The sequence below is a fragment of the Collinsella aerofaciens genome (assembly GCF_015546965.1).
Classification (GTDB): Bacteria; Actinomycetota; Coriobacteriia; order Coriobacteriales; family Coriobacteriaceae; genus Collinsella; species Collinsella aerofaciens_X.
The window spans coordinates 122,548-149,135 of the sequence record NZ_JADMUF010000007.1 but is presented as its reverse complement, the minus strand read 5'-3'; the positions used below and the strand labels follow the sequence as shown (position 1 = coordinate 149,135).

The window sequence follows — 26,588 nt, the reverse complement described above, 5'->3', positions numbered from 1 at the left end:
GCGGTGTCCCCTCCCTTTCAAGAAAGAGAAGAGGCGGGGCATGCCCCGCCTCTTACACCACATCTCTGCGCGCTACCTTGACAGCGTACAATACGCATGTTTGACTATGACAAATGTGGAGTTAAGGGGAGGAACGCGCCATGGAAGTGCTGGTTGTTGGCAATACCGCATATGTTGACGATGACTTTTGTGCCAAGGCGTTCCCCGGGGACCATGTCCAGGTCGTCGCTGCCGCGGAAGCGCGACGCGACGAGTCATCGCCCCATGCCTCGTGGAAAGAGCTTCTGCAACACCTGGATCAGGCCTATGAGTTCGACCGCGTGGTCTACCTTTCTAATTACCTTACCCCGCATATCGATAGCGTGGGCGATATCGAGCTGCTGCGTTCTGTCTTTCGCGCGTGCATGGGTCGCCGGATCCAGCTGTTGTATATAGCAGGTCCCGCAGGTGCCGAGGGTGCCGCCGATGCCGCGGGGCGAACGGGCAAGGGAATTATCGCCCGCGCAGCCAACGACCTGTGCCGCTACTACGCTGCTAGCGAGGGCGTTCAGACCAAGATCTTGCGCGTGCCGTTCCTGTATACCGCGTCTCCCGCGCTGGAGGACCCGTTTTTGGTGCCGCTGTTCGACGCGTGCTCAACAGGATCAGTCGCTCTGCAGGGCGCACGGGATGCAGCGTTTCCCCTGCTGTGCGCCGAGGAACTCGCGGTGCTGATTCGCCGCATCTTCGATAGCCGGGATGGTAACTTTGAGACGCTCGACGTAGCCGATACCTTCCATCACACGGCGGGTGAGGTGGGCGACGCCCTCAAGGCGCTGTTCCCCGGCCTTGCCGTTGCCTATGGCGATTCTGCCGGCTACGCCCTGCCCGCCAGCGACGTCGCTCGCGTGCGCTATGGCTGGTTTCAGCGGTACGACCTGCTGCGCGATCTTTCGACCATTCAAGTGCGTTGGGATGCTGGCCGCGTAAAGAAGGTCAACCCCTTGCGCGCCGCCATCGACCGCATCCAAATGCGCACGCTGCCTATTAAATGCCTGGAGACGGGCGTTGCCTGGGTCCTGTTTGAGGTACTGGAGCACCTGTTCTCCCAATCGGCCCAGCTCAACGTGCTCGATTATCGCCTGCTCTATGTGGTGCTGATCGGCACGCTGTATGGCTTGGACTTTGGCTTGGTCGCGGCACTGCTGGCTTCGATTGGCCTGGCGGCGAGCTACTTTACCCAGTATGGCTATACCTTCCAGGGTCTCTTTTACGAGCCGTCTAACTGGCTGCCGTTTATTGCGTACTTTGTTGTGGGTGCCGTGTGCGGCTATGTGCAGCTGCGCAACAGCGAAGCCATCAGGGCGGAGCGTGATCAAAACGAGCTCGTGCGCAACCGCAATACGTTCCTTACGCAGCTCTACCACGACGCGATCGAGGATAAGCGCGCGTACAGGCGCCAGATCGTGGGTCGCCACGACAGCTTTGGCAAGATCTTTGCCGTGACGCAGGAGCTCGACGTGCTCAACCCGCGCGATATCTATCGCAAGTGCTGCGAGCTTCTGGGCGAGATCCTCGAGAACGATTCGGTGGCGATCTATCATGTTTCGCGTGGGGCATTTGCACGCCTGGTGGCAGCAAGTCCCGCGATTGCCGAAGATGCCGCACGCTCGCTCACGCTTGAGCAGCTTGCACCTCTTTTGGGCGACGGGGGTCGTTCTAACCTGTGGGTGAACCGCGAGCTGACGCCGGGGCTTCCCATGTTTGGATACACGATCGAGCGCGACGGGGCACCCGCCGTGTTGATCTTTGTGCGTAGCGCGGCCGAAAACCAAATGACCCTCTATTATCAAAACCTGTTCCGCATCTTGTGCGGGCTGGTCGAAAGCGCGCTGGGCCGTGCCTTTGACTATGAGGCGGTGGCGCAGGATAAACGCTGCGTTGACGGCACTTGCGTGCTCAAGCAGGCTGCCTTTGGCCAAGAGCTCGCGGCGGAGCAGGCGCTGGCAGATAGCAAGATGGGGAGTTTTTTGCTCCTGCGCGTGGTACCGGGCATGGAGCCTGTCGGCGAGCTGGTGGGCGCAATTGGGTCGACAATCCGCGAGAGCGACGCGGCGGGCTTGGTCGACGGCGACGTGCTCTACCTGCTTATGCGCCAGGCAAAGGCGTGCGATCTGCCCATTATCCGCGAGCGCCTGAGCGCAAAGCAGATTGCGGTGGAGCCCGTCGACGGCGAGGACATCGTGGCGCTGCTGCAGCACATCTCTTATACCGGTGACGGTGAGGGGGGTGCCGCTTGATCTCGCTTGTCGTTGCTGCCGTCTTGCTGCTGATTCATGCGCTGGTTTGCCTGATGCTGTGGACGCTCATGAAGCTGGGCCTGCTGCCGGTGCGCGGACACATGCTGGCTGTGATAGTGCTGGTGCCGCTGTGGGGCCCGTTGCTGGTGGTTCTGCTATCGGTCCGCGGCGCGGTGTTTGGCGAGGGGCTGAAAGAGTCTGCGTTGGAGTCGCTGCGCTTTAACGATGACCTGCATCGCAGTATGTCGGTACCGAGTGGTGAGGACGATGCAGGCGTAGTGCCGCTCGAGGAGGCGCTCATCGTCAACGACCCGGCATACCGGCGCCGCCTAATGCTCTCCATGCTCACCGAGGAGCCCGACGCTTACCTGGCGCAGCTGCAGGCGGCTAAGCTTAACGACGACGTTGAGGTGGCGCACTATGCCGCGACGGCGGTGGCGCAGATCTCCAAGGAGTCCGACCTTAAACTGCAGCAGCTGGAGCGTGCCTTTAAGACGGACCCGAGCGCGCAAAACCTCAACGAATACTGTGATTTTCTTGGTGAATACTTGGGCTCGGGCTTGGCCGAGGGGCGCGTGGCTCAGATTCAGCGCCAACAGTACGCGCGCCTGCTTGCGCGTCGCTGCGAGCGCGAGGATACCCTTGAGCTGCGCATTCGATACGCGACGGCGCTGGCCGATGTCGGACAGATCGACGAGGCACAGACCGTGACCGACCAGCTGGTGCTCGACGTGCCCGAGGAGCAGGAGGTTTGGATGCTTTGCCTGCGCCTGGCCGTGATGCGCCGCGACGGTGACGAGGTCCACCGTGTAATCGATGCGATCGACAGTCAGCATGTGTATTTGAGTGCCGCCAACCGCGAGCAGCTGGCGTTTTGGCGCGACGGGGAGGAGGCCCGATGAACGTGGCGCAACATATCCGCGACCGTGCAGGCCGCTTTCGTTGGATGGGGCTCCTCGTGGTGTGGGCGGTCTTTATTGCCATGGCCGCCGTGCTGCTGGTGGAGCGTGCCGGCGTGCAGTACAGCGCTGGACAGCACAAGCTGGGCATGCTCGCCGCCAGCAACGCTACGCCTGCAAGCTCGGCAATCTTTGGCCAAAAGCCCACGTGCCTGGTCATTACCGATTCCGATCAAGCTGGCATCGAGGACGTAAAGGAGCAGTTCGACCAGATCCTGCTCGACATGAAGATCGCGCACCGCGACGTGGACCTTGCCCTGGATGGTGCGGATGCCATTCCCTCGCTGACCTCCTTCGATCGCGTGATTTTGCTCATGCCGTCTCTCGATGGGCTCGGTACGCACCTGAGCGACATTATGAGTTGGGTGAGTGCCGGCGGTTCGCTTATGCTCGCCATGCCGCCGGATAACTCGTGCTATCTGCAAGTGATTGCCTCCAAGCTTGGCATTGAATCGGCCGGATATGACTATGTAAAAGCCGAAAGCATTGTGCCGAGTGAGGACTTTATGCTGGGCGGGGGAGAGCGCTACGAGCTCTCGGACCCTTTTGATTCGTCGCTTTCGGTATCGCTGCGCGAGACGGCTCGTGTGTGGGCTATGACCGGCGATGCGGGCGCCCCACTCATTTGGTCGAATGACTGCGGTAGCGGGCGCACCGTGGTTTGCAATATCGGTATCTATGACAAGGTCATGCGCGGCTTTTACGCCGCGGCGACCAGCCTCCTGGGTGATGCAACGGCCTATCCGGTCATCAACAGCGCCGTGTTCTTTTTGGACGACTTTCCCAGCCCCGTGCCCTCGGGCGATGGTACTTATATCAAGCGTGACTACGGCCTTTCCATTGCGGATTTTTACACCAAGGTCTGGTGGCCCGATCTGCAAAAGCTCGCGCAAAAATATGGCATTCGCTATACCGGCGTGATGATCGAAAACTACGAGGACGCGGTCAACCAGACCGAGCCCGCGCGCCAACCCGATACCACGCAGTTTCGATATTTTGGCGGCATGCTGCTGCAGATGGGCGGCGAGCTGGGCTTTCACGGCTACAACCATCAGCCGCTCGCGCTCTGGGACACCGACTACGGCACGCTGTACGACTACAAGACCTGGAAGAACAAAGAGACGCTCGTCGCATCGCTCAACGAGCTCATCGCCTTCCAAGACGAGGTACTGCCCAACGCGCATGGTTCGGTTTACGTTCCGCCGTCGAATATCCTTTCGGCCCGAGCGCGCAAGATTATCGGCGACGATGTTCCGCGCATTAAGACTATTGCCAGTACGTACTTTGAGGACGGCACCGACCTGCCGTACGTGCAGGAGTTTGGCGTGGCGAGCGATGGCATTGTGGAGCAGCCACGTATTGTTTCGGGCGGCATGGTCGACGATTCCTATATGCGCCTGGCAGCCGTGTCCGAGCTCAACATGCACTACGTGAGCACGCACTTTATGCACCCGGACGACCTTTTGGACCCCGATCGCGGAGCCAAGGAGGGCTGGGAGGTCTACAAGGGCGGCCTGGTCGACTTCCTGGAGTGGCTTACCAAATCCGCGCCCGACCTGCGGCACCAGACGGCGTCGGAGTGCTCCGGTGCCATCCAGCGTTTTTCGTCCGTGACGGTGAGCGTTGATACCAGCGCGGATGCCTGGACGCTCAGCCTGGGCAATTTCCACGACGAGGCGTGGCTCATGTTCCGCGCCAATAATGGCGAGCCGGGTGCGGTGACGGGTGGCGAACTGACGCACCTTACGGGCAATCTGTATCTGCTCAAGGCAAATGATAAGACCGTGACGATCGAGCGCAAGGAGGGTGGCGATAAATGAGAATCTGCTTGGTACTCGAGGGTTGCTACCCCTATGTGCACGGCGGCGTATCTACCTGGATGCATGGTTACATTACGGCCATGCCCGAGCACGAGTTTGTGCTGTGGGTGATCGGCGCGCATGCTGCCGACCGTGGCAAGTTTGTCTACGAGCTGCCCGGCAACGTGGTCGAGGTGCACGAGGTGTTCCTGGACGATGCCCTGCGGCTTTCGGGCGAGCAACATGAAGCCAGTTTTAACGACCGTGAGTGCGAGGCGCTACGCCGTCTGGTGTCGCTCTCCAATCCGGACTGGGACGTGTTATTCGATATCTTTCACCGCCGTCGCGTGCATCCGCTCTCGTTTTTGCAGAGTCGCACGTTTATGGATATCTTTCGCGACGTGTGCCTGGCCGAGTATCCCTACACGCCCTTTGCCGATGCATTCCACACCATGCGCTCCATGTTGCTGCCCGTGCTCTACCTGTTGGGCAGCGAGGTGCCGGTGGCCGATGTGTACCATGCCATCTCGACCGGCTACGGTGGCCTGCTCGCCTGCCTGGGCTCAAGCGTTTCCCATGCGCCGGTGCTGCTGACCGAGCATGGCATCTATACCCGCGAGCGCGAGGAAGAGATCATTCGCGCCGATTGGGTGGTGCCGTCGTTTAAGGACCGCTGGATTCGCTTTTTCTACCTGCTTTCGGAGGAGATCTACCGCCGCGCCTTCCGCGTGACGAGTTTGTTCCATAACGCCCGCAAGACGCAGATTGATATGGGCTGCGATGCGGACAAATGCCTGGTCATCCCCAACGGCATCCAGTTCGATCGCTTTAAGGATATTCCCTTAAAGACCGATGACGGCTGGGTGGACATTGGCGCGGTGGTGCGCCTGGCGCCCATCAAGGATGTCAAGACCATGATTTATGCCTTCTTTGAGCTGCACGAGCGCCTGCCCAAGGTGCGCCTGCACATCATGGGCGGCGTGGACGACGAGGAGTACGGCGCCGAGTGCCACGCGCTGGTCGAAACCCTGGGCGTGCGCGACCTGATCTTTACCGGCCGCGTCAACGTGGTCGAGTACATGGAAAAGCTCGACTTTACCATTTTGACGAGCATCTCCGAGGGCCAGCCGCTCAGCGTGCTGGAGTCGCTTGCAGCGCGCCGTCCCTGCGTGACGACTGAGGTGGGCTGCTGTCGCGAGCTTCTCGAAGGCGCCCCGGGTGACGACTTTGGCGTGGCGGGTTATGTGACGCCGCCTATGTATCGTAAGGGCTTGGCCGATGCCATGGAACGCATGTGCACTAGCCGCGCTCGTCGCATTGAGATGGGGGAGCGCGGCCAGCGTCGCGTTGCCACGTACTTTTTGCACGAGCAGATGCTCGCCAACTATCGCGCGCTGTACGACGAGACGGCGCAAGCGTTTGACCTGTCCAGAGAGGGGGAGTAGCCGGTGGCCGGAATTGGTTTTGAGCTCAAGCGCCTGTTTAGGCGCAAGGGCCTGTTTGCCACGATGCGCGCTTACGGCTACGCCGGCATCGTATGCACGGGCCCCATGCTGCTGGGTGTGCTGCTGCAGGTGGGTATTTTGGTGCTGTGCGGACTGTGGGGTGTGGGCCGTGCCAACCAGGATTTGCTGGTGTGCATGGTGACCTACACACTGCTGGCCTCGCTTACGCTCACGAGCTTTTTCTCTATGCCGGTCACGCGCTTTTTGGCCGATATGCTTTTTGCCGAGCGCGAGGATGAGATACTGCCTTCGTTTTGGGGCTCTAATGCCATCATGCTCGTTGTGGGCACGGTGCTCTACGGCGTCTTTTTGCTGTTCTCGGGCGCCACGCTGCTGCAGGGGCTGCTGTGCCTGTGGCTGTTCAACATTATGATCGTCAACTGGAACGGCATGAGTTACCTCACGGCCATCAAGGATTACCGCGGTATCCTATGCAGCTTTGCGGCTGCCATTGGCGTGGCGTGCCTGTGCGCCTTGGCCGCGCTGGTGCTGGGGCTGCCGCCGGTCGAGGGCCTGTTGGCGTCAATTGCTCTGGGCTACGGCGTCATGCTCGCCTGGGACGTGGTGCTGCTGTACCGGTATTTTCCGCAGAGCGACCGCAGCTCCTGGCTCTTTTTACGGTGGCTTGATCAGTTTATGCCGTTGGCGCTCACGGGCTTGTTTACCAACCTGGGCCTCTTTGCGCACTTGGTGATAATATGGGCCGGTCCCATTGGCGTGCAGGTCAAGGGCTTGTTTTATGGTGCGCCCTACCACGATGTGCCGGCGCTCATCGCGTTTTTGACGATCCTGGTCACGTCCGTCAACTTTGTGGTCTCGGTCGAGGTCAACTTTTATCCGCGCTACCGCGACTACTACAGCCTGTTCAACGACGGTGGCGTGGTGGGCGACATTATGGCGGCCGAGGAGGAGATGCTCTCCACACTCAACAGTGAACTGCGCTTTTGCGCGCTCAAACAGTTGTTTGTGACCGCGGCGGTCATCTCGCTCGAGACCACGGTGCTGTCGGCCTTACCGTTGGGCTTCAATAACCTTATGCACGGGTATTTTCGCACGCTGTGCGTGGGCTATGGCCTGTATGCCGTGGGCAATACGGTGATGCTTATCTTGCTGTACTTTACCGACTATAAGGGAGCCGTGCTGGCTTCGGGCCTGTTTGCCGGTGTGGCCGGGCTGGCGACTGCTGTGTCGTTGCTTTTGCCGCAGCAGTTTTACGGCTTTGGCTTTTTGTTGGGTGCGGCGGTGTTTTTTATCGTGGCGCTGCTGCGGCTCGATACCTATACCGCCAACTTGCCGTATCGTATCCTGAGCCAGCAGCCCATTGTGGCGACCGACAAAACGGGCTGGTTTACCGAACTTGGCCGGGTGCTCGACCGTGTTGAGCAATGCTATGAGGACAAGCGCGTGGGCGGTGAGCCGCGCAGTGCGTTTGAACGTATGGTGGTTCGCCTGTACCAAAAACATTGGGGAGGTTCTGATGATCGATAAGTTGATGTCTCGCCGCTGCCTGATTGAGGCGGCTGCCGGCGCGTTGTTGCTTTCGGGCTGCTCGTCTCAGGACGAATCCTCGACTAAAAAGGTCAAAAAGCAGGACAAGATTAAAAAGGCCGAGTCCTCGGACGGTACCAAGCACCTACGCGATAAAGATGAGCTGTACGAGGTCTACGACGACTCGGGCATTGTGACCATGTATTTGACGGTCTCGCGCGGTAACAGCTCCGAGAATACCGATCATAGCTGGGCCGAGATCAATACGTACTCGGTGTATGACTATGCCGACATGGGCGCGACGCGCTATCAGGTTATGGGCCTGCTGCAGCCGGGCGACGAAGACGGCCCGGTGGCCGGCGAGGTTGGCTATGGTGAGGAAGCGCCCAATGCCACCGTGCAGGTGCGCGGCCAGACGTCGAGCGGCTACGCGCAGAAGAATTACAAGGTTGAGCTCAAGAAGGGTAAGGGCACCTGGCGTCAGCAGCGCGCGATTGCGCTCAACAAGCATATGGGCGAGGGCATGCGTTTTCGCAACAAGATGGCCTACGACCTTATCCGTGGGATTCCCCAGATGATGGGCCTGCGCACGCAGTTTGTGCATCTGTGGGTGTGCGACCAGACCGAAAAGTCCAACGACACCTTTGAAGACTACGGTCTGTTTACGCAGGTGGAGCAGCTCAACAAGACGGCGCTCAAGGCGCACGGCTTGGATAAGAGCGGGCATCTGTATAAGGTGAACAGCTTTGATTTCCATCGCTTCGAAGACACCATTAAGCTGGCGGATGACCCCGATTATAACCAGACGGCGTTTGAGGGCATGCTCGAGATTAAGGGCGATTCGGACCATACCAAGTTAATCGAGATGCTCGATGCGCTCAACGACGATACGCAAAAGATCGACGATGTGCTCGATACCTACTTTGATACCGAGAATCTGGTCTATTGGCTGGCGTTTCAGATCCTGACGGGCAACTGCGATACGCAGAACCGTAACTGCTATCTGTACAGCCCGCTTAACTCCAAGGTCTGGTACATCCTGGATTGGGACAACGACGGCATGCTGCGTAAGCTGGAGCTGAGCCTGAAGGGGTTCTCGGACTATGCAAGCTGGGAGCGCGGCGTAAGCAACTACTGGGGCAACGTGCTGTTCAATCGTGCGCTGCGCAGTAAATCGTTCCGCAGTGAGCTCGACCGCGCCGTCAAGGACCTGCGTACGTATTTGACCGAGACGCGCCTGACCAAGATGATCAAGCATTATCGCGAGGTTACCGAATCGCTAGTCTTTGCTTCGCCCGATATCGATAATCTGCCTGTCACCAAGGATCAATACGAGCAGATCGCCGCGGCGATTCCGGCCGAGATCGAAGAGAACTACAAGAGCTTCCGCGAGAGCTATAAAAAGCCCATGCCGTTCTACATCGGCGTTCCGCAGATCGACAACGGCAAGCTGCGCATTAACTGGGATGCGTCCTACGACTTTGAGGCGCGCGACATTCGCTACACCGTGGAGCTTGCGCGCGACTATGCTATTGGCGATGTGATCTTTAAGGCTGAGGACGTGCTGCTTCCCGAGGTGACCTGCGATGCGCCCGATACCGGCCAGTATTTTGTGCGCGTGCGTGCCACCAACTCCGACGGTTATACGCAAGATGCGTTTGATTACTACGTGACTGATGACGGCAAACAGTACGGCATGCTGTGCTTCTATGTGCAGGACGGCGGCAAGGTCGTGGGGGATACGTATGAGGAGGGCTAGCGCGCTGCTTGAGCGCCTGGCCGTTCCGCCCGCGCGCACGACGCAGGAGCGCTATCGCCACGAGCTCAAATACCTTATCAACGAAGGCGAGCATGCCGCGCTGGCCTGCCGCATGGCGCCGGTCTTTAAGCTGGACAAGCATGCGCGGGCGGGCGGCTATACCATCCGCAGCCTGTACTTTGACGATTACTGCAACTCGGCGTACGAGGAAAAGGATGCCGGCATTCTCATGCGCAAAAAGTATCGCGTGCGCATCTATAACGGCAGCGACAAGGTGATTAAGCTCGAGCGCAAAAAGAAGTACGGCAGCTGGATCTACAAGGAGGACGCGCCGCTCACCCGCGACGAGTTTGAGCGCATTCTGGCGGGCGACTACGACTTTTTGCTGCGCAGTCCGCACCAGTTATGTCGCGAGTTCTATATCGAGTGCATGTGCAACATGATGCGGCCGCGGACCATCGTGGACTACGAGCGCGAGCCGTGGGTGATGGACGAGGGAACGGTGCGCATTACGTTCGACGCGAACGTGCGCGCCGCGGTGGGAAGCTTTGATATCTTTGACGCGACCTTGCCCGCGCTGCCGGTGCTAGAACCCGGCAAGCTGGTGATGGAGGTCAAGTTTACGGAGTTTTGCCCGCAGCTGGTGCGCGATATGGTGCCACCGGGTGCGGCCGAGCTCACGGCGGTCTCCAAGTACTGCCTGTGCTACGAAAAGACCGCCTACCTGCGCGGATTTAATTATTGGGAATCGGACTTTGAGAACCGAGGGGATATTTAGACCATGAGCACCAGGGACTTTTTTAAGAACTCCGTTCTGGAGGCGTTTGGCCAGGTCGACCCTGCCAAGATCGGTCTGTCGCTGCTCGTGGCGCTGGCCATGGGCATTTTGATCTACCACGTGTACAAGCGTTTCTTTACGGGCGTGGTGTACTCGCGCAGCTTTGCCGTGACGCTCGTGGGCATGTGCGTGCTCACCTGCATGGTGACGCTCGCGATTTCGACCAACGTGGTCATCTCGCTCGGTATGGTCGGTGCTCTGTCTATTGTCCGCTACCGTACGGCGGTCAAGGACCCACTCGACCTACTGTATCTGTTTTGGGCCATTACCACGGGCATTACGGCGGGTGCCGGCATGTACGCGCTCGTGGGGCTCACGGCAGTGGTGATCGTGGTGATGATCGCCGGCTTTGCGAGCCACCAGGACAAGGCGCGCGTGTACATGATGGTCATCCACTACACGGGCCAGACCACCGGCGACGACATCGTGCGTGCATTTGGGCGCACCAAGTTTACGGTGAAGTCCAAGACTATGCGTGCCGACAAGGTCGAGATGGCCGTTGAGGTGTTCTCGGACGGCGTGGATATGCCGTACGCGGATGCGATTCGCGCGCTCGATGGGGTAGAGGACCTGACCCTCATCCAGTACAACGGCGAATACCACGGCTAACTATGTTCCGGCGTTCTAACGAACGCCGGACCGCTCGACGCTGCGCGGGCATCTGCCGGGCGATCTGCCGCTCAAACCGTCGCTTGCGTACATGAAGTACGCTTCGCTCCTCTTTCGCGGCACCTCGCCACGGCAGCTGCCCGCTCGCTGACGTTTGCTCGACCTGGGTGATATTGATTTATCCGAAGCGCCGTCACGGGTATCATGGTGAAAGCGATTTCAATGACAGGGGTGCTCGTGGTAAAGATGAAAGATGTGGCCGAGCTGGCGGGCGTTTCGAGCGCCGCCGTCTCGCGCTACCTCAACGGTGGATATATCTCGGCGGACAAGGCCGAGCGCATTAAGCATGCAATCGAGCTGACCGGATACGTGCGATCCAGCCAGGCTCGCGCGCTGCGCACCGGTTCCACCAAGCTCATTGGCGTCATCGTACCTAAGATCAACTCCGAATCCGTGAGCCGCATTACCGCCGGTATTGGCCAGGTGCTCGGTCGTCGTGGCTACCAGATGCTCCTTGCCAACACCGACAACGCGGCCGATCGTGAGCTCGAATACCTCGATTTATTCCAAAACCACCCGGTCGATGGCATTGTGCTGGTGGCAACTATGATTACCGATGAGCACCGTCGGGCGATTGAGTCGTGCCGCGTGCCCATCGTGCTGATCGGTCAACATGTCGAGGGCGCGGCGTGCGTCTATCATGACGATTACGAGGCTGCCTTTGAGTTGGGCCGTGCGCTTGCGGGTCGCGTGGACGGCAAGATCGCCTACATTGGAGTTACCGAAGAGGACCGCGCTGCTGGTTATGACCGCCGTCGCGGTTTTGAGGCCGGATTGCGCGCCGCGGGCGCGGTGCTTGATCCGAGCCTGATTCGCCTGGGCTCGTTTACGCTCGACTCGGGCTATCGCGCTGCGCGCGAGCTGCTTGCCGATGTCCCCGATGTTTCGTTTATCGCGTGCGCGACCGACACTATGGCGGCCGGCGCCCTGCGCGCTCTTGACGAGGTGCGCGGCATGGGCGAGGGCGTGCGTCGCGTGAGCGGTTTCGGCGACAACGCATTTTTGCGCGCGCTGACGGGCGGCATTCCCACCGTGCATTACGGCTACCTGACCAGCGGCGTCGAGGCGACCAATATGCTGCTCGACGCGCTCGATGGCGAGGAGGGGGAGAGCGGCCTGCGGACGCTCAAACTTGGGCATCAGCTCATGAATGTCTAGTCCTTGGACGCGTCTGCCTGCCTTTGAGTTCCCCGTTTTTTGTCCCAAAACTACCATTCGCCGGCTAATTCCTACCGTTTACCCTACTATGAAAACGATTACAGATATATGAAACTGAAAACGATTACAGTGTAAGTGTCAAAGATGGCCGGGTGCAAATGCGCCCGTTGGAGGAAAGGGAAGTCATGGACTACCGCAAATCAGCCCAAGAGGTGCTCGACAACATCGGTGGCGCCGGCAACGTTGTTTCGGCCGCACACTGCGCCACGCGTCTGCGCCTGGTGATTGCCGATAACGCCAAGGTCGACAAGGGGGCCCTCGAGAATATCGACGGCGCCAAGGGCGTCTTTGAGGCCCAGGGCCAGCTCCAGATTATTTTTGGTACCGGCACCGTCAACAAGGTCTACGAAGAGTTCATCGCGCTCAGCGGCGTCGAGGCTGCTACCAAGGCCGAGGTCAAGGAGGCCGCGGCGCAGCAGCAGAACATCTTTATGCGTGCCATTAAGGTGCTCGGCGATGTCTTTGTCCCCATCATCCCCGCCATCGTGGCCTCGGGCCTGCTGCTGGGCATTATGAGCGCCCTCAACTTTATGGCCTCCAACGGCTTTATCGCGCTCGACACCAATAACTTTATCTACAAGATTGCCGACCTGGTTTCGGGCACGTCCTTTGGCATTCTGCAGATCCTGATCGGTTACTCCGCGGCTAAGGCCTTTGGCGCCAACCCGTACCTGGGAGCCGTCGTCGGCGGTGCGTTCATCAACTCCTCGCTGCAGAGCGCCTACACGGTTGCCTCCGAGGGCGTGCAGACCATGGTCAACGTCATCCCCGGCGTGTACAGCTTTGAGTGGGTCGGCTATCAGGGCCATGTGATCCCCATCGTCATCGCCTGTGCCATTCTGGCCTTTTTGGAGAAGCGTCTCCACAAGGTTGTTCCCGAGATGTTCGACCTCTTTGTGACTCCGCTCGTCTCCGTGTTCGTGACCGTGCTCGTGACGCTCGTTGCCGTAGGCCCCATCTTTGTCTGGGCCGAGAACGCCATCCTCGGTCTGATCCAGGCCCTGCTGACCCTGCCCTTCGGCATCGGTTCCTTTATCGTCGGCCTGTTCTATGCCCCCACGGTCGTTACCGGTATCCACCAGATGTACACCGCCATCGACCTGGGTCAGCTCGCCCAGTACGGCGTGACCTACTGGCTGCCCATCGCCAGTGCTGCCAACATCGCTCAGGGTGGCGCCGCACTCGCCGTTGCCTTTAAGACCCGCGATGCCAAGATCAAGGGTCTGGCGCTTCCTTCGGCCCTGTCCGCCTTCATGGGCATTACCGAGCCTGCCATCTTTGGTGTGAACCTGCGCTTCTTTAAGCCCTTCATCGCCGGCTGCATCGGCGGCGGTTGCGGTGCCCTGGTCTGCGCGCTCACTTCGCTGGCTGCCTCCGGCACGGGCGTTACCGGTATCTTCGGTATCCTGCTGTGCCTGGCCCAACCCGTGCAGTACGCGATCATGTTTGCGGTTGCCGCGCTGGTTTCCTTTGCCGTCTCGTTTGTCCTGTACAAGGACGAGCCCAAGGCTTCCGAGCAGGCCTAAGAGCTTTTGATTGAGGGGATGCCCGCGGGTTTTATGCTCGCGGGCGTTTCCCGTATCTGGTGCCGATCTCTGGTGCCTTGTAACTTTCGATCCGTTAGGACTTTGATATGTCTAATGCACTTGGTCGCGACCTTGCAAAGCTGGTCGCCGCTGTTGACGCCGCCGCCTCTGAGTGCGGTCATGGCGCGTATGGCCAGCGCTTCCACATTATGCCGCCGGCGGGTTGGCTCAACGACCCCAACGGTCTTTGCCAGGCGGGTGGCGTGTTCCATGCCTATTTTCAGTATGCGCCGTTTGATGTCGAGGGCGGCGTTAAGGCCTGGGGCCATGCGACGAGCCGCGACCTTATGACGTGGGACTACGTTGGCGCTCCGCTGCTGCCCGACGAGCCGTTCGATTGTCACGGTGTGTATTCGGGCTCCGCGCTTGCCGAGGACGGCCACATACGCGTACTGTACACAGGCAACGTTAAGCTTTCCGATGCGGACGGTACGTACGACTACGTCAATACCGGACGCCGCGCTGATACCGTCTATGTCGAGAGCGTTGATGGCCTTGCCGGTCGGGAGTTCAGCCAAAAGCGTGTGGTGCTGGCTTCCGAGGATTATCCCGAGGATTTGACCTGCCATGTGCGCGATCCCAAGGTATGGCGTGACGCGGACGGGCGTTATCACATAGTGCTGGGTGCTCGTCGTCGCGTGGATGGGCCGCATGTCGAGAGCCGTTTTTGTGCGATGCACGGCGAGGGTGCCGGGCGCGACGTGGGTGAGATCCTGGTGTATGGCTCGGCCGATATGCTGAGCTGGGAGCTCGAAAGCCGTGTGTCTACGCCCGAGCGTTTTGGCTTTATGTGGGAGTGCCCGGGGTATCTGGAGCTTGAGGTGGATGGCGGTGTGCCGGCGAAGTGGTTGTCCTTCTCGCCCCAGGGGCTCGAGGGCGGTCGTTGGGACCGCGGCAATGTGTATGCAGCGGGCTACATGCCTGTAACGGGCGACATTACGGGCGGCAATGACGCTTATGAGCTTGGCGAGTTCCGCCTGTGGGACGCTGGTTTTGACTTCTATGCTCCGCAGGAGTTCACGGCCGAGGACGGTCGCCATATTCTAATCGGCTGGATGGGCATGCCCGATGAGCCGACCTATGGCAACGCGCCTACCGTGGCGTGCGGCTGGCAGCACTGCATGACGGTGCCGCGTGAGCTTGCAGCCGGTGCCGACGGCGTGGTGCTGCAGCAGCCGGCTCGCGAGATCGAGCACCATTATGCCTCGGTGCGCGTGGGGGAGGGCTCGTTGGAGGTCGCCGGCGATATCTGTTTTGACGTTGTTGTTGATGGTGTCGACGGCGCGTTTACCGCAACCATTGATGGCGAGCTGAAGCTGGCGTTTGTGCCCGCCAATGGCGAGCTGCCCGCGCGCTTTGAGATACGATTTACCGATGAGGGGCGCGCTTCTGCCGGCTGTGGTCGTACTGTGCGCTGGGAGCCCGTCGACGAGGTGCGCAACGTGCGCATTGTTGGCGATGTCTCGTCGGTCGAGGTGTTTGTGAACGATGGCGCGCTCGTGTTTTCGACGCGCATCTATCCCGAGGCCTATGGCGTGACCGTTGACACTCCGGGTGCGAACGTGACCTATCACGCGCTCAACATCTAGGCGATTCGTCGCATATCGGCGCTATACTGCAGCCGTTGCCCACGATGCGGGGAACACCCGCATCGTGGGTTTTTGCTTATGAAGGGGCGGTGCCTTGTGGATGTACAGCAGCTAGAAGAGGCTTGGGCTTTGAGGACCGGCGCGCGTGAGGCGCAGTTGCTTGCGGCCCCGCATGTGCCGGCAGGGCTGTCGCAGCTGCTGATTGTGCGTCCCTGCGACCGCCTGGTGGCCTTTGCGGATGACTTTGTCGATGCGTTTGCGAGCGGCTTTGATTGCTGCGATGTCGCGCTGGTGGGCTCGCCGTCCGCCGAGGCGTTTGCCGCTGCGTCCGAGGGCTTTGATGCTTCGTTTGATGCCGAGGGGCCGCACCTGTGGTGGTTCGTTAACTCCATCGGCGGGTTTGGTCTGCGTGTGCCCGATCTGCGTGCGCTGGGTCGGGCGGCGCGTGAGGCCCATGCGCTGCTGGTTGTTGACAACACCGTGGCGTCGGCTTTTGGCTGCGATCCGCTGCGGCTGGGTGCCGTGCTGTCGCTCGAGGCGCTCGACCGCGTGTGTGCCGGTAAGGCTCCACGCAAGCTCGTTGCTGCTTCGGTGGCGCGCTCGCAGCTCAAGCGCCATCGTGTGGATGCTGCTGCCGAGTGCGCACATGCCCTGCTTGAGGGCTGCGGCTTGGCTAAGCTTAATTTGCCTGCTGGCGAGGCCGCTGTGCTGGAGCGGGGACTGGACTCGCTCGATGTCCGCATGCAGGCACACTTCGACCGTGCCCGTGCGCTGGCAGAGTATCTGGCCGCCAACGAGATGGTGCGCAACGTGCGCTATCCTGGGCTGAGCTCGCATCCCGACCATGCGGTTGCAACGGGAATCCTCGAGCACGGCTTTGGCCCGGCAGTTGAATTTGACCTTATCGAGCGTAGCGCGGGCGAGCTGTTCGATGCTTTGCCGGGGGAGTTTCGTACATCGCCCGCTGGCGGCGCAACAACGCGCCTTTCGGCTCCACGTGGCAAGCAGGGGAGCACCATCCGCCTCTTCGCCGGCACCGACAATCCTCTGGTAGTAGCGTCCACCCTAGACAACGCCCTCCGCAAATTAGCTACTTTTTGATGCTGGCGATGAGGGCGTCGGCTTTGGTGGCGATGATGTTGTTGATGTCGGCCTGGAGGGATTCGTAGACTTCGATGGCTCGCTCGCCGGCTTGGGTGAGCGATGATCCGCGGGCGCCGTCTCGCTCGATGAGTTTGCAGCCCAGCTGACCTTCGGCCTCATTCACGATGCGCCAGGCCTTGGAATACGCCATGCCCATGCTCTTGGCGGCGCGGTTGAGCGAGTGCTCGCGGGCAATACCCTGCAGCAGCAAGACGCAGCCGTGGCCGAACACGCCCGGCAAATCCTTGTCGCACGCTTGAATGACCAACTTTGCCGTCGTCTTGTACTTCATACGCTCCACGTCTTCCCGCTAAAGTGTTTGCTGGGCAAACGCAAAGCCTGCGTCAAACCCTCGTGTGCTCTTCTTAAATCATGCATTGTAGCAGTCAAAGTGCGTTAAGATACTTCCCCAGTATTGGGCGCCCAAGGTTGGGCTGGGTCCTACGAGGCCTGCAGCCGACCGGTCGCATGGAAAAAGGAGAAACATGGCTACGTTCTTTCCCGGTGAGTCCCACACGTTTTCGGAGTATCTGCTGGTCCCTGGTTACTCGTCCTCGCAGTGCATCCCCAACAACGTCTCTCTCAAGACGCCGCTAACCCGCTTTAAGCGCGGTGAGAAGCCGGCAATCACCCTGAACATCCCCATGGTTTCCGCCATCATGCAGTCCGTCTCGGGCGTCGACATGGGTGTCGCGCTCGCTACCGAGGGTGGCCTGTCCTTCATTTACGGTTCCCAGAGCGCCGAGTCCGAGGCCGCTATGGTCAAGGCCGTCAAGGATCACAAGGCCGGCTTCGTTCAGTCCGATTCCACGCTGACCCCCGACATGACCATGGAGCAGGTCATCGAGCTCAAGGAGAAGACTGGTCACTCCACTATGCCGGTTACCGACGACGGCACCCCCAAGGGCAAGCTCCTGGGCATCGTCACCAGCCGTGACTATCGCCCCAGTCGCGATGACCACCAGAAGAAGGTCTCCGAGTTCATGACCCCGCGTGAGCAGCTCATCGTGGGCGACAAGAACATCAGCCTCAAGGTTGCCAACGACGTCATCTGGGACAACAAGCTCAACGCCCTGCCGATCGTCGACGACAACGATCACCTCATGGGCATCGTCTTCCGCAAGGACTACGACAGCCACAAGACCAACCCCAACGAGCTGCTCGACGGCGACAAGCGCTACATGGTCGGCGCCGGTATCAACACCCGCGACTATGCCGAGCGCGTGCCGCTGCTCATCGAGGCCGGCGCCGATGTCCTGTGCATCGACTCCTCCGAGGGCTTCAGCGAGTGGCAGAAGCGCACCATCGAGTGGATTCGCGCCAACTACGGCGAGGACGTCAAAGTCGGTGCCGGTAACGTCGTCGACGCCGAGGGCTTCCGCTTCCTGGCAGACTGCGGTGCCGACTTCATCAAGGTCGGTATCGGCGGCGGTTCCATCTGCATTACCCGCGAGACCAAGGGTATCGGGCGTGGCCAGGCCACCGCGCTGATCGACGTCTGCCGCGCTCGCGACGAGTACTACGAGGAGACCGGCGTCTACGTGCCTGTGTGCTCCGACGGCGGCATCGTCTACGACTACCACATGACGCTCGCCCTTGCCATGGGTGCCGACTTTATGATGCTGGGCCGTTACTTCGCCCGCTTTGACGAGAGCCCGACCGAGCGCGTCAACGTCAACGGCCAGTACATGAAGGAGTACTGGGGCGAGGGTTCTGCGCGTGCCCGCAACTGGCAGCGCTACGACCTGGGCGGCGCCGCGAAGCTCAGCTTCGTCGAGGGCGTTGACTCCTACGTCCCGTACGCCGGCTCCCTCAAGGACGGCGTGGGCGGCACGCTTTACAAGGTCAAGTCCACGATGTGCAACTGCGGTGCCCTCTCGATCCCCGAGCTCCAGGAAAAGGCACGCCTGACCCTGGTGAGCTCCACCTCAATCGTCGAAGGCGGCGCCCACGACGTTGTCGTCAAGGATTCGCAGCAGAGCGTTTCCTATCGATAAGCGGCTTTCCCAAGCACCGCACCTTACCGTTCAAACCGTCGCTCGCGTACCAAAGTACGCGTCGCTCCTCTTTCACGGCAATCTGCGGCACTTGGAAAACCCGTCCATGCTAGGACGATTAACAAATAGCGGTTGATTCACAACCACGTTATTTAGATAAAGCGAGATGCCTGCAAGTCGCAGGCATCTCGCTTGTTGTATTTGCTATCATCAGTCAAGTTAACCTTAGGGTCGGTCGGCTTGGCTTTGTTCGCTACAAGTTCCGCACGCAAAGAAGAGCACTTAATGTGCTCTTCGTCTTGCGCAGGACTGTCCGCAGTAGCGAATAAAGCCAAGCCGACCGACCCCAGCTAAGATTAAAGGAGCTGATATGTGCGATTGCACAGATCATAAGGACGAGATTCCTGCATACGACGCGCAGGCCATTGAGTCTAGGTGGATGAAGGCCTGGGAGGACTCCAACCTCTTTGCCGTCGACACCGACGACAGCAAGCCCAAGAAGTACGTGCTCGAGATGTTCCCGTATCCGTCGGGCGACCTGCACATGGGCCACGCGCGCAACTATACCATCGGCGATGCCATGGCCCGTCAGGCCCGCATGCGCGGCTACGACGTGCTGCACCCCATCGGCTTTGATGCCTTTGGCCTGCCTGCCGAGAACGCCGCCATCAAGCACAACACGCAGGCTGCCGCCTGGACGTATAAGAACATGGATCAGGCGCTCGCCACGATGAAGCGCATGGGCTTCTCCTACGATCTGGATCGCATGGTCAAGACCTGCAGCCCCGACTATTACCGCTGGGGTCAGTGGATCTTTGAGAAGCTGTGGGAAAAGGGCCTGGTCTACCGCAAGAAGAACCCGGTCAACTGGTGCCCCAACTGCAAGACCGTTCTGGCCAACGAGCAGGTCACCGAGGGTAAGTGCTGGCGCTGCGGCACTGAGCCCGAGAAGCGCGACCTGGAGCAGTGGTACTTCAAGATTACCGAGTACTCCCAGGAGCTGCTCGACGATTTGGAGAAGCTACCCGGCTGGCCCGAGCGCGTTAAGCAGATGCAGGCCAACTGGATCGGTCGCTCCGAGGGCGCCGAGGTCGACTTTACCCTGTGCGACAAGGATGGCGAGCCCATCGAGGGCGACGAGGGTAAGATCACCGTCTTCACCACACGAGCCGACACGCTCTTCGGTGTCTCCTTCTTTGTCCTGGCTCCCGAGTACGCGCGCCTGCACGAGCTCGTCGAGGGCACGGAGTACGAGGAGGCCGTCACCAAGATCGTCGAGGACTCCAAGCACATCTCTGCCGTCGAGCGTGCCCAGGGCACCCTCGAGAAGCATGGTGCCTTTACCGGCCGCTACGTGGTGAATCCCGTCAACGGCGAGAAGGTCCCCGTGTGGGTTGCCGACTATGTCGTTGCCGACTACGGCACCGGCGCCGTCATGGCCGTCCCCTGCGGCGACCAGCGCGACTTTGAGTTCGCTCGCAAGTACGACCTGCCTATTGTGCCGATTATCCTGGACGATGAGGACCGCGCTGCCGTCGAGGCCAGCGGCGAGACCATTGATACCTTCCATGCCGAGACCGTCGACTGGGATTGCGCCCACGCTGCCGAGGGCACGCTCGTCCAGTCCGGCAAGTACACCGGCATGCGCGGCGGCAAGCACTCCGAGGGCGAGGCTGCGATCGTGGCCGATCTTGAGGCCATGGGCTGCGGCCGTCGCAAGGTCGAGTTCCGTCTGCGCGACTGGCTCATCAGCCGCCAGCGCTACTGGGGCAACCCCATCCCGGCCATCCACTGCGAGCACTGCGGCATCGTGCCCGTGCCCGAGGACCAGCTGCCGGTGACGCTGCCCGAGAACCTGGACCTGGGTGCCGGCGAGACCCTCGCCGAGTGCAAGGAGTTCTACGAGACCACCTGCCCGGTGTGCGGTCGCCCGGCTAAGCGCGAGACCGATACCATGGACACCTTCACCTGCTCTAGCTGGTATTACCTGCGCTATACCGACCCGCACAACACCGAGCTGCCCTTCTCCCGCGAGGCGGCAGACCGTTGGATGCCCGTCGATAACTATATCGGTGGCATTGAGCACGCCATTCTGCACCTGCTCTACAGCCGCTTCTTTACCAAGGCGCTGCGCGACCTGGGCCTGCTGAGCGTTGACGAGCCCTTCACCAACCTGCTGTGCCAGGGCATGGTCAAGGACGAGAACGGCGACACCATGTCCAAGTCCAAGGGCAACGTCGTGCCCCCGAGCTCGGTCATCGAGCCCTACGGCGCCGACACCATGCGTCTGGCGATCCTGTTTATCGCCCCGCCCGAGAAGGACTTCGACTGGGATCCCAAGGCCGTCGAGGGCGCTAACCGCTTCATTAAGCGCGCCTGGCGTATCGTGTGGCAGCTCGTCCAGTCCGGCGACACCAATGTGGCCTTTGACAAGTCCGCGCTCGACGAGACCGCGATGAAGTTTTATCGCGAGCGTCATCGCACCATCGCCAAGTGCACCGAGGACTTCGACCGCGGCCAGTTCAACACCGCGATCTCGGCCGTCATGGAGCTCGTCAACGCCGCGAGCGCCTACCTCAACGCTACTGAGGGCGCTGACCGCGACAAGGCCCTGTGCTACGGCGTGGCTAAGGATATCGTGAGCGTCCTTGCCCCCATCTGCCCGTTCTGGGCCGACGAGCTGTGGCACGAGGCACTCGGCTGCGAGGGCAACGCGTACACCGCCGCCTGGCCCGAGTTCGACCTGTCTGAGTCCATCGAGGACACGGTGCAGATCGTCGTTCAGGTACTCGGCAAGGTCCGTGGTCGCATCGACGTCGCCCGCGACGCCTCCAACGAGGAGATGCAGGCTGCCGCTGAGGAAGCCGTTGCCAAGTGGCTTGAGGGCAAGACGGTCGTCAAGGCCATCTGCGTGCCTGGCAAGCTGGTTAACCTGGTGGTCAAGTAAGCGCTGCGCGCATAGTTGACGTGCTATAGGCGAGGGGCGATCCGGCTGGGTCGCCCCTCGTTTTTCATGCACCTGTCCTGATACCTGCGGTTAATTGTTCTATTCTTGTGGAGAACCTGTGCTCACGCTGACCTGCGGGTTTGCGTTGTGGTTGCACGTTTGTGCAGGTATTGGTATAGTTTGCTTGCAAATGAAGTTGTAATTGAAAGAAGTGGGGTTTCGGCCCCGCTTCTTTTTTGTATGGATGGAGGTGCCGCAATGGTCAAGACCAAGACCGAGCAGGCGATCATCGACGCGCTCGAGGCCGTCGCCCCCCAGCACGATGTCGACATCGTCGATGTTGAGCTCGTGGGTGCCACCAAGGCCCCCTGCGTGCGCGTGCGTATCGAGGGTGCCGAGGGTCAGAGCCTGTCGCTCAACGACGTCACGGCCAACACCAAGTGGGTCGGCGATGTAATTGAGGAGCTCGACCCCATCTCTTCGAGCTATACGCTCGAGGTGTCGAGCCCGGGCATGGCGCGCCCGCTGCGCCGCCCGTGCGACTTTGCCCGTTTTGTGGGCGAGAACTGCGAGCTCACCTCTACCGCCACCGAGGGCCGTCGCAAGTACGCCGGCAAGATTGCCGCTGCGACCGAGACCGACGTGACCCTCGAGCTCGAGGACGGCGAGTCCGTTACCCTCGATTTCTCTGATGTTAAAAAGTGCAAGTTGAAGCCCACCTACGACTTCAAGCCCGCGAAGGAAGGAAAGTAAGATGGCAGCATCCGACATGATGTCCGCCCTGATGGAGCTTTGCCAGGAGAAGCACATCGACCAGCTCTACCTGATCGACCGCCTGGAGCAGTCGCTCGCCAAGAGCTATGCCGAGATCCTGCATCTTGAGTGGGGCGCCAAGGTGACCATCGACCGCACCACCGGCAAGATCTACGTCTACCGCCTGGAGCCGATCGACGATTCCATGGACGAGGAGGGCAACTTCACCGAGTTCGAGGAGATCGACGTCACTCCCAAGAACACGAGCCGCATCGCCGCCCAGCACGCCAAGGCCGAGATCAATGCCATCGTGCGCAACTCCGCCCGCGAGCAGATCTACGAGGAGTTCTCCGGCCGCATCGGTGACCTCATCAGCGGTACCGTGCTGCAGTCCACTCCCGACTTCACGATCGTCAAGATTCGCGAGGGCGTCGAGGCCGAGCTTCCGCACTTCGACCAGCGCCGTTACGAGAACGAGCGCAACGAGCGTCCGATGGGCGAGCGCTACCTGCACAACCAGCACATCAAGGCCGTGATCATCGACGTTCGCGACCCCAACTCCAACCTGCAGCCGGTCCGTGGCGAGCACAGCCGTCCGCCGATTGTCATCTCCCGTACCCACCCCGAGCTCATGCGTCGTCTGTTTGAGCAGGAGGTGCCCGAGATCTATGAGGGCACCGTCCAGATCAAGTCGATCGCCCGCGAGCCCGGTCAGCGCTCCAAGGTCGCCGTCCACTCGCTCGACGATCGCCTGGATCCGGTTGGCGCCTGCGTCGGCCCCAAGGGCAGCCGTGTTCGCGCCGTCGTGGGCGAGCTCCGTGGCGAGCGCGTCGACGTCATCCTGTGGGATGCCGATCCGGCCGTCTATGTCGCCAACGCCCTGTCGCCCGCCAAGGTCACTCGCGTCCTTATCGACGAGGAGAAGGCCTACGCCGGCGTTATCGTGCCCGACGACCAGCTGTCCCTCGCTATCGGCAAGGAGGGCCAGAACGCCCGTCTCGCCGCGCGCCTGACCGGCTGGCACATCGACATTAAGTCCGAGACCCTTGCCGCCGACATCCTCAAGAACGTCCCCGTTCACGAGGAGCCCGCCGCCGACCTGATCGGTGACGAGGAGGACGACGACGTCCGTCGCTGCGAGTACGTGTCCGAGGACGGCGTCCAGTGCCGCAACCAGGCCCGTCCGGGCTCCCGTTTCTGCGGTGTCCACGACACCGATGCCTTCGATGATGCGGAGGACCTGATCTAGCGCGCGGTCGCGCCGGGCGGGTCCCGGCGCATCTCCCACGCTCGTTCAGTCTCTAGGCACCCAAGGTGCCAGAAAGGGTAGGTGAAGTCATATGGCAAAAGTCCGTGTGTCCACCCTGGCCAAAGAGTTCGGCATGACCTCCAAGGAACTGATGGGTCATCTCGCCGAAATGAAGATTCCCGCTAAGTCCGCTTCCTCCGCCCTGGAGGACGCCTACGTCGCCATGGTCCGCAAGCAGCTCGCCTCGGTGATCGAGGCCCGCGCCAAGGAAGTCGAGGCCGCCAAGCAGGCCGAGGAGCAGGCCGCTGCCGCCGAGGAGGCAGCACGCGCTGCCGAGGCAGAGCGCGAGCGCATCGCCGCCGAGAAGGCACGCGAGGAGGAGCGCCGCCAGTTCGCCGCCGCCCAGGCTGCCGAGGAGGCCGCCCGCGCCGAGGCCGAGGCCAAGAAGAAGGCTGAGCAGGAGCGCCTTGCCCGCGAGAAGGAGGAGGCTGCCCGCGAAGCCCAGCGCCGCGCCGTTCCCGCTTCCGACTCCGGTTCGCGCTTCCGTTCGCTGCTCGACCAGATCGCCGCACAGGAGACCGTGCTCAAGGAGAAGAAGGACGCCGAGGAGAAGGCCAAAGCCGAGCGCGCTTCCGAGCGCGGCAACCGTCGTGGCGGCAACAACGACCGTCGTGGTGGCCGTCGTAACGATCGCAACGCCTCCGACAACAACACCGAGCGCAACGCCTCCGAGAACCGCCCCCACAGCCATCGCACCAACGCCAGCAACAACGTTGCTGCCGGCATGGACTTCCCCAACCCCGATAAGCAGGGCAAGGGCAAGAAGCGCAAGGGCGGTCACAACAACGAAGAGGACCACTACAGCCGCATGGCTCGCGAGGCCGAGGAGTACAGCCGCGAGAAGGTGCTTGAGGAGGCTCGTGCCGCCGTCGAGGAGGCCTCTCGCGAGTCCACTGGTCGCCGCAAAAAGCGCAAGGAGAAGCGCGAGCGCGAGGCCGCAAAGGCTCAGGAAGAGCGCAAGATTGAGGAGGCGCTGGCCCAGGGCGTGAACCCCGAGGACCTCGACGCCATCAAGGTCTCCCAGGGCGTTACCGTCCAGGAGCTCGCCGAGGCGCTCGACGTTCCGGCCAACGACATCATCAAGCGCCTGTTCCTGCTGGGCACGCCGCTTACCATGACGCAGTCCATGTCCGACGACCTCGTCGAGCTCGTTGCCGACGACCTGGGTCGCCAGATCAAGATCATTACCCCCGAGGAGGAGAACACCTTCTCGTTCTACGACGATCCCGCCGACCTTAAGCCGCGTGCCCCGGTCGTCACCGTCATGGGTCACGTCGACCACGGCAAGACGAGCCTGCTCGACGCCATCCGTCACACCGGCGTCGCTGCCGGCGAGGCGGGCGGCATTACCCAGGCCATCGGCGCTTCGCAGGTCATGATCAACGACCGCAAGATCACCTTCATCGATACTCCTGGTCACGCCACCTTTACGGCCATGCGTGCCCGCGGCGCCAAGGTGACCGATATCGTCATCCTGATCGTGGCCGCCGATGACGGCGTCATGCCCCAGACCATCGAGTCGATCAACCACGCCAAGGCCGCCGGCGTTCCCATCGTCGTCGCTGTCAACAAGATCGATAAGCCGGGCGCCAACCCCGACCGCGTGCGCCAGGAGCTCACCGAGTACGGCATCATCCCCGAGGAGTGGGGCGGACAGAACATGTTCGTCAACATCTCGGCCAAGCAGAAGATCGGTATCGACGACCTGCTCGAGACGGTGCTGCTCCAGGCCGACGTGCTCGAGCTTAAGGCCAACCCCGATACGTTCGCATCGGGCAACGTCCTCGAGGCTAAGCTCGACAAGGGCCGTGGCTCGGTTGCCACCGTGCTCGTGACCCGCGGCACCCTGCGCGTGGGCGACACGCTGGTCGCCGGCCTCACCTATGGCCGCGTCCGCGCCATGCTCGACCCCAAGGGCAACGCCGTCACCGAGGCCGGTCCCTCCGACGCCGTCGAGATCCTGGGCCTGCAGTCCGTCCCCAACGCCGGCGATGAGTTCCGCGTGTTCGAGGACGAGCGCGAGGCACGTGCGCTGGCTGACGAGCGTTCGCTCAAGGCCCGTATCGAGGAGCAGAGCCGCGTGAAGCACGTGACGCTCGAGAACCTCTTCGAGACCATCGCCGACGCCGAGGTCAAGGAGCTCAACCTGATCATCAAGGCCGACGTCCAGGGTTCCATCGAGGCCCTTCAGGACTCCCTCGACAAGATGGATCAGTCCGAGGTGCGCATCAACACGATCCATTCAGCCGTTGGTGCCATCAACGAGACCGACGTCGTCCTGGCCGACGCCTCCAACGCCATCATCATCGGCTTTGGCGTCCGTCCCGACGGCAAGGCCCGCTCCGCCGCCGAGCGCGAGGGCGTCGAGATCCGTTGCTACGACGTCATCTACAAGTGCCTCGAGGACCTCGACGCTGCCCGCATCGGTATGCTCAAGCCCACCGAGGTCGAGGTCTCCACGGGTTCCGCGACCGTCCTGGATACCTTCAAGGTGCCCAAGGTCGGTATCGCCGCCGGTGTCCGCGTCGAAGAGGGCGAGATCGCCGCGACCGATTCTGTGCGCCTGGTGCGCGACGGCATCGTGGTCTTCAACGGTAAAATCGCCTCGATGCGCCACTACAAGGACGAGGCCAAGAGCCTCAAGAGCGGCTCCGAGGGCGGTATTGGCCTGGAGAACTTCCAGGACATCAAGCCTGGCGACACCATCGAGGGCTACCGTATCGACCAGGTTGCCCGTACCGAGTAGGGGG

The 26,588-nt window shown here is 61.1% G+C and carries 18 protein-coding genes; 17 read left to right on the top strand and 1 reads right to left on the bottom strand.

Going from position 1 to position 26,588, the window contains the following annotated elements:
* The first annotated feature begins 140 nt into the window (after positions 1-140).
* The 12 genes from I1M21_RS06495 (at position 141) to I1M21_RS06440 (ending at position 16,790) form a co-directional block, all read left to right on the top strand.
* Positions 141-2,279: a DUF4118 domain-containing protein gene (locus I1M21_RS06495; RefSeq protein WP_195192912.1), complete on the top strand. Its 2,139-nt coding sequence runs from the start codon at positions 141-143 to the stop codon at positions 2,277-2,279.
* Positions 2,276-3,181, top strand: a complete 906-nt coding sequence (locus I1M21_RS06490) for a hypothetical protein (RefSeq protein ID WP_195192911.1) — start codon at positions 2,276-2,278, stop codon at positions 3,179-3,181. The genes I1M21_RS06495 and I1M21_RS06490 overlap by 4 nt, the downstream gene beginning before the upstream one ends.
* Positions 3,178-5,058 carry a DUF2194 domain-containing protein gene (locus I1M21_RS06485; RefSeq protein ID WP_195192910.1) on the top strand — a complete coding sequence of 627 codons (1,881 nt, stop codon included), beginning with the start codon at positions 3,178-3,180 and terminating at the stop codon, positions 5,056-5,058. Before I1M21_RS06490 ends, I1M21_RS06485 begins: the two co-directional genes overlap by 4 nt.
* On the top strand, positions 5,055-6,482 hold the full coding sequence (gene pelF / locus I1M21_RS06480; protein WP_195192909.1) for a GT4 family glycosyltransferase PelF: 1,428 nt from the start codon (positions 5,055-5,057) through the stop codon (positions 6,480-6,482). The genes I1M21_RS06485 and pelF overlap by 4 nt, the downstream gene beginning before the upstream one ends.
* 3 nt (positions 6,483-6,485) lie before the next feature.
* Positions 6,486-8,030, top strand: a complete 1,545-nt coding sequence (pelG, locus tag I1M21_RS06475) for an exopolysaccharide Pel transporter PelG (protein ID WP_195192908.1) — start codon at positions 6,486-6,488, stop codon at positions 8,028-8,030.
* Positions 8,020-9,789, top strand: a complete 1,770-nt coding sequence (locus I1M21_RS06470; protein WP_195192907.1) for a CotH kinase family protein — start codon at positions 8,020-8,022, stop codon at positions 9,787-9,789. Before pelG ends, I1M21_RS06470 begins: the two co-directional genes overlap by 11 nt.
* Positions 9,776-10,567 carry a polyphosphate polymerase domain-containing protein gene (locus I1M21_RS06465; protein ID WP_195192906.1) on the top strand — a complete coding sequence of 264 codons (792 nt, stop codon included), beginning with the start codon at positions 9,776-9,778 and terminating at the stop codon, positions 10,565-10,567. Before I1M21_RS06470 ends, I1M21_RS06465 begins: the two co-directional genes overlap by 14 nt.
* A gap of 3 nt (positions 10,568-10,570) precedes the next feature.
* Positions 10,571-11,236, top strand: coding sequence for a DUF4956 domain-containing protein (locus I1M21_RS06460; RefSeq protein ID WP_195192905.1), 666 nt, complete (start codon positions 10,571-10,573; stop codon positions 11,234-11,236).
* Positions 11,237-11,482: 246 nt separating this feature from the next.
* A complete protein-coding gene (locus I1M21_RS06455) occupies positions 11,483-12,454 on the top strand; it encodes a LacI family DNA-binding transcriptional regulator (RefSeq protein WP_229025659.1) in 972 nt (323 codons plus the stop codon).
* Between the two features lie 185 nt (positions 12,455-12,639).
* Positions 12,640-14,040, top strand: coding sequence for a PTS transporter subunit EIIC (locus tag I1M21_RS06450; protein ID WP_195192903.1), 1,401 nt, complete (start codon positions 12,640-12,642; stop codon positions 14,038-14,040).
* Positions 14,041-14,147: 107 nt separating this feature from the next.
* Positions 14,148-15,689 (top strand): glycoside hydrolase family 32 protein, encoded by a 1,542-nt coding sequence (locus I1M21_RS06445; RefSeq protein ID WP_195192902.1) that lies wholly within the window; start codon positions 14,148-14,150, stop codon positions 15,687-15,689.
* A gap of 96 nt (positions 15,690-15,785) precedes the next feature.
* Positions 15,786-16,790 (top strand): PLP-dependent transferase, encoded by a 1,005-nt coding sequence (locus I1M21_RS06440; protein WP_195192901.1) that lies wholly within the window; start codon positions 15,786-15,788, stop codon positions 16,788-16,790.
* Here I1M21_RS06440 and I1M21_RS06435 read toward each other — a convergent pair.
* Entirely contained in the window at positions 16,780-17,124 is a 345-nt protein-coding gene (locus tag I1M21_RS06435; protein WP_195192900.1) for a winged helix-turn-helix domain-containing protein, read from the bottom strand. The genes I1M21_RS06440 and I1M21_RS06435 overlap by 11 nt on opposite strands.
* A 193-nt stretch (positions 17,125-17,317) precedes the next feature.
* On the opposite strand from I1M21_RS06435, the gene I1M21_RS06430 reads away from it, so the two are divergent.
* From I1M21_RS06430 to infB, 5 genes are all read left to right on the top strand, one after another.
* Complete coding sequence (locus tag I1M21_RS06430) at positions 17,318-18,829, top strand: IMP dehydrogenase (RefSeq protein ID WP_195192899.1); 1,512 nt, start codon at positions 17,318-17,320, stop codon at positions 18,827-18,829.
* Between the two features lie 370 nt (positions 18,830-19,199).
* On the top strand, positions 19,200-21,776 hold the full coding sequence (leuS, locus tag I1M21_RS06425) for a leucine--tRNA ligase (RefSeq protein ID WP_195192898.1): 2,577 nt from the start codon (positions 19,200-19,202) through the stop codon (positions 21,774-21,776).
* A gap of 258 nt (positions 21,777-22,034) precedes the next feature.
* On the top strand, positions 22,035-22,529 hold the full coding sequence (gene rimP, locus I1M21_RS06420; protein ID WP_117629483.1) for a ribosome maturation factor RimP: 495 nt from the start codon (positions 22,035-22,037) through the stop codon (positions 22,527-22,529).
* A gap of 1 nt (position 22,530) precedes the next feature.
* Complete coding sequence (gene nusA / locus I1M21_RS06415) at positions 22,531-23,778, top strand: transcription termination factor NusA (protein ID WP_195192897.1); 1,248 nt, start codon at positions 22,531-22,533, stop codon at positions 23,776-23,778.
* Between the two features lie 91 nt (positions 23,779-23,869).
* Entirely contained in the window at positions 23,870-26,584 is a 2,715-nt protein-coding gene (infB, locus tag I1M21_RS06410) for a translation initiation factor IF-2 (RefSeq protein WP_195192896.1), read from the top strand.
* The last annotated feature ends 4 nt before the right edge of the window (positions 26,585-26,588 follow it).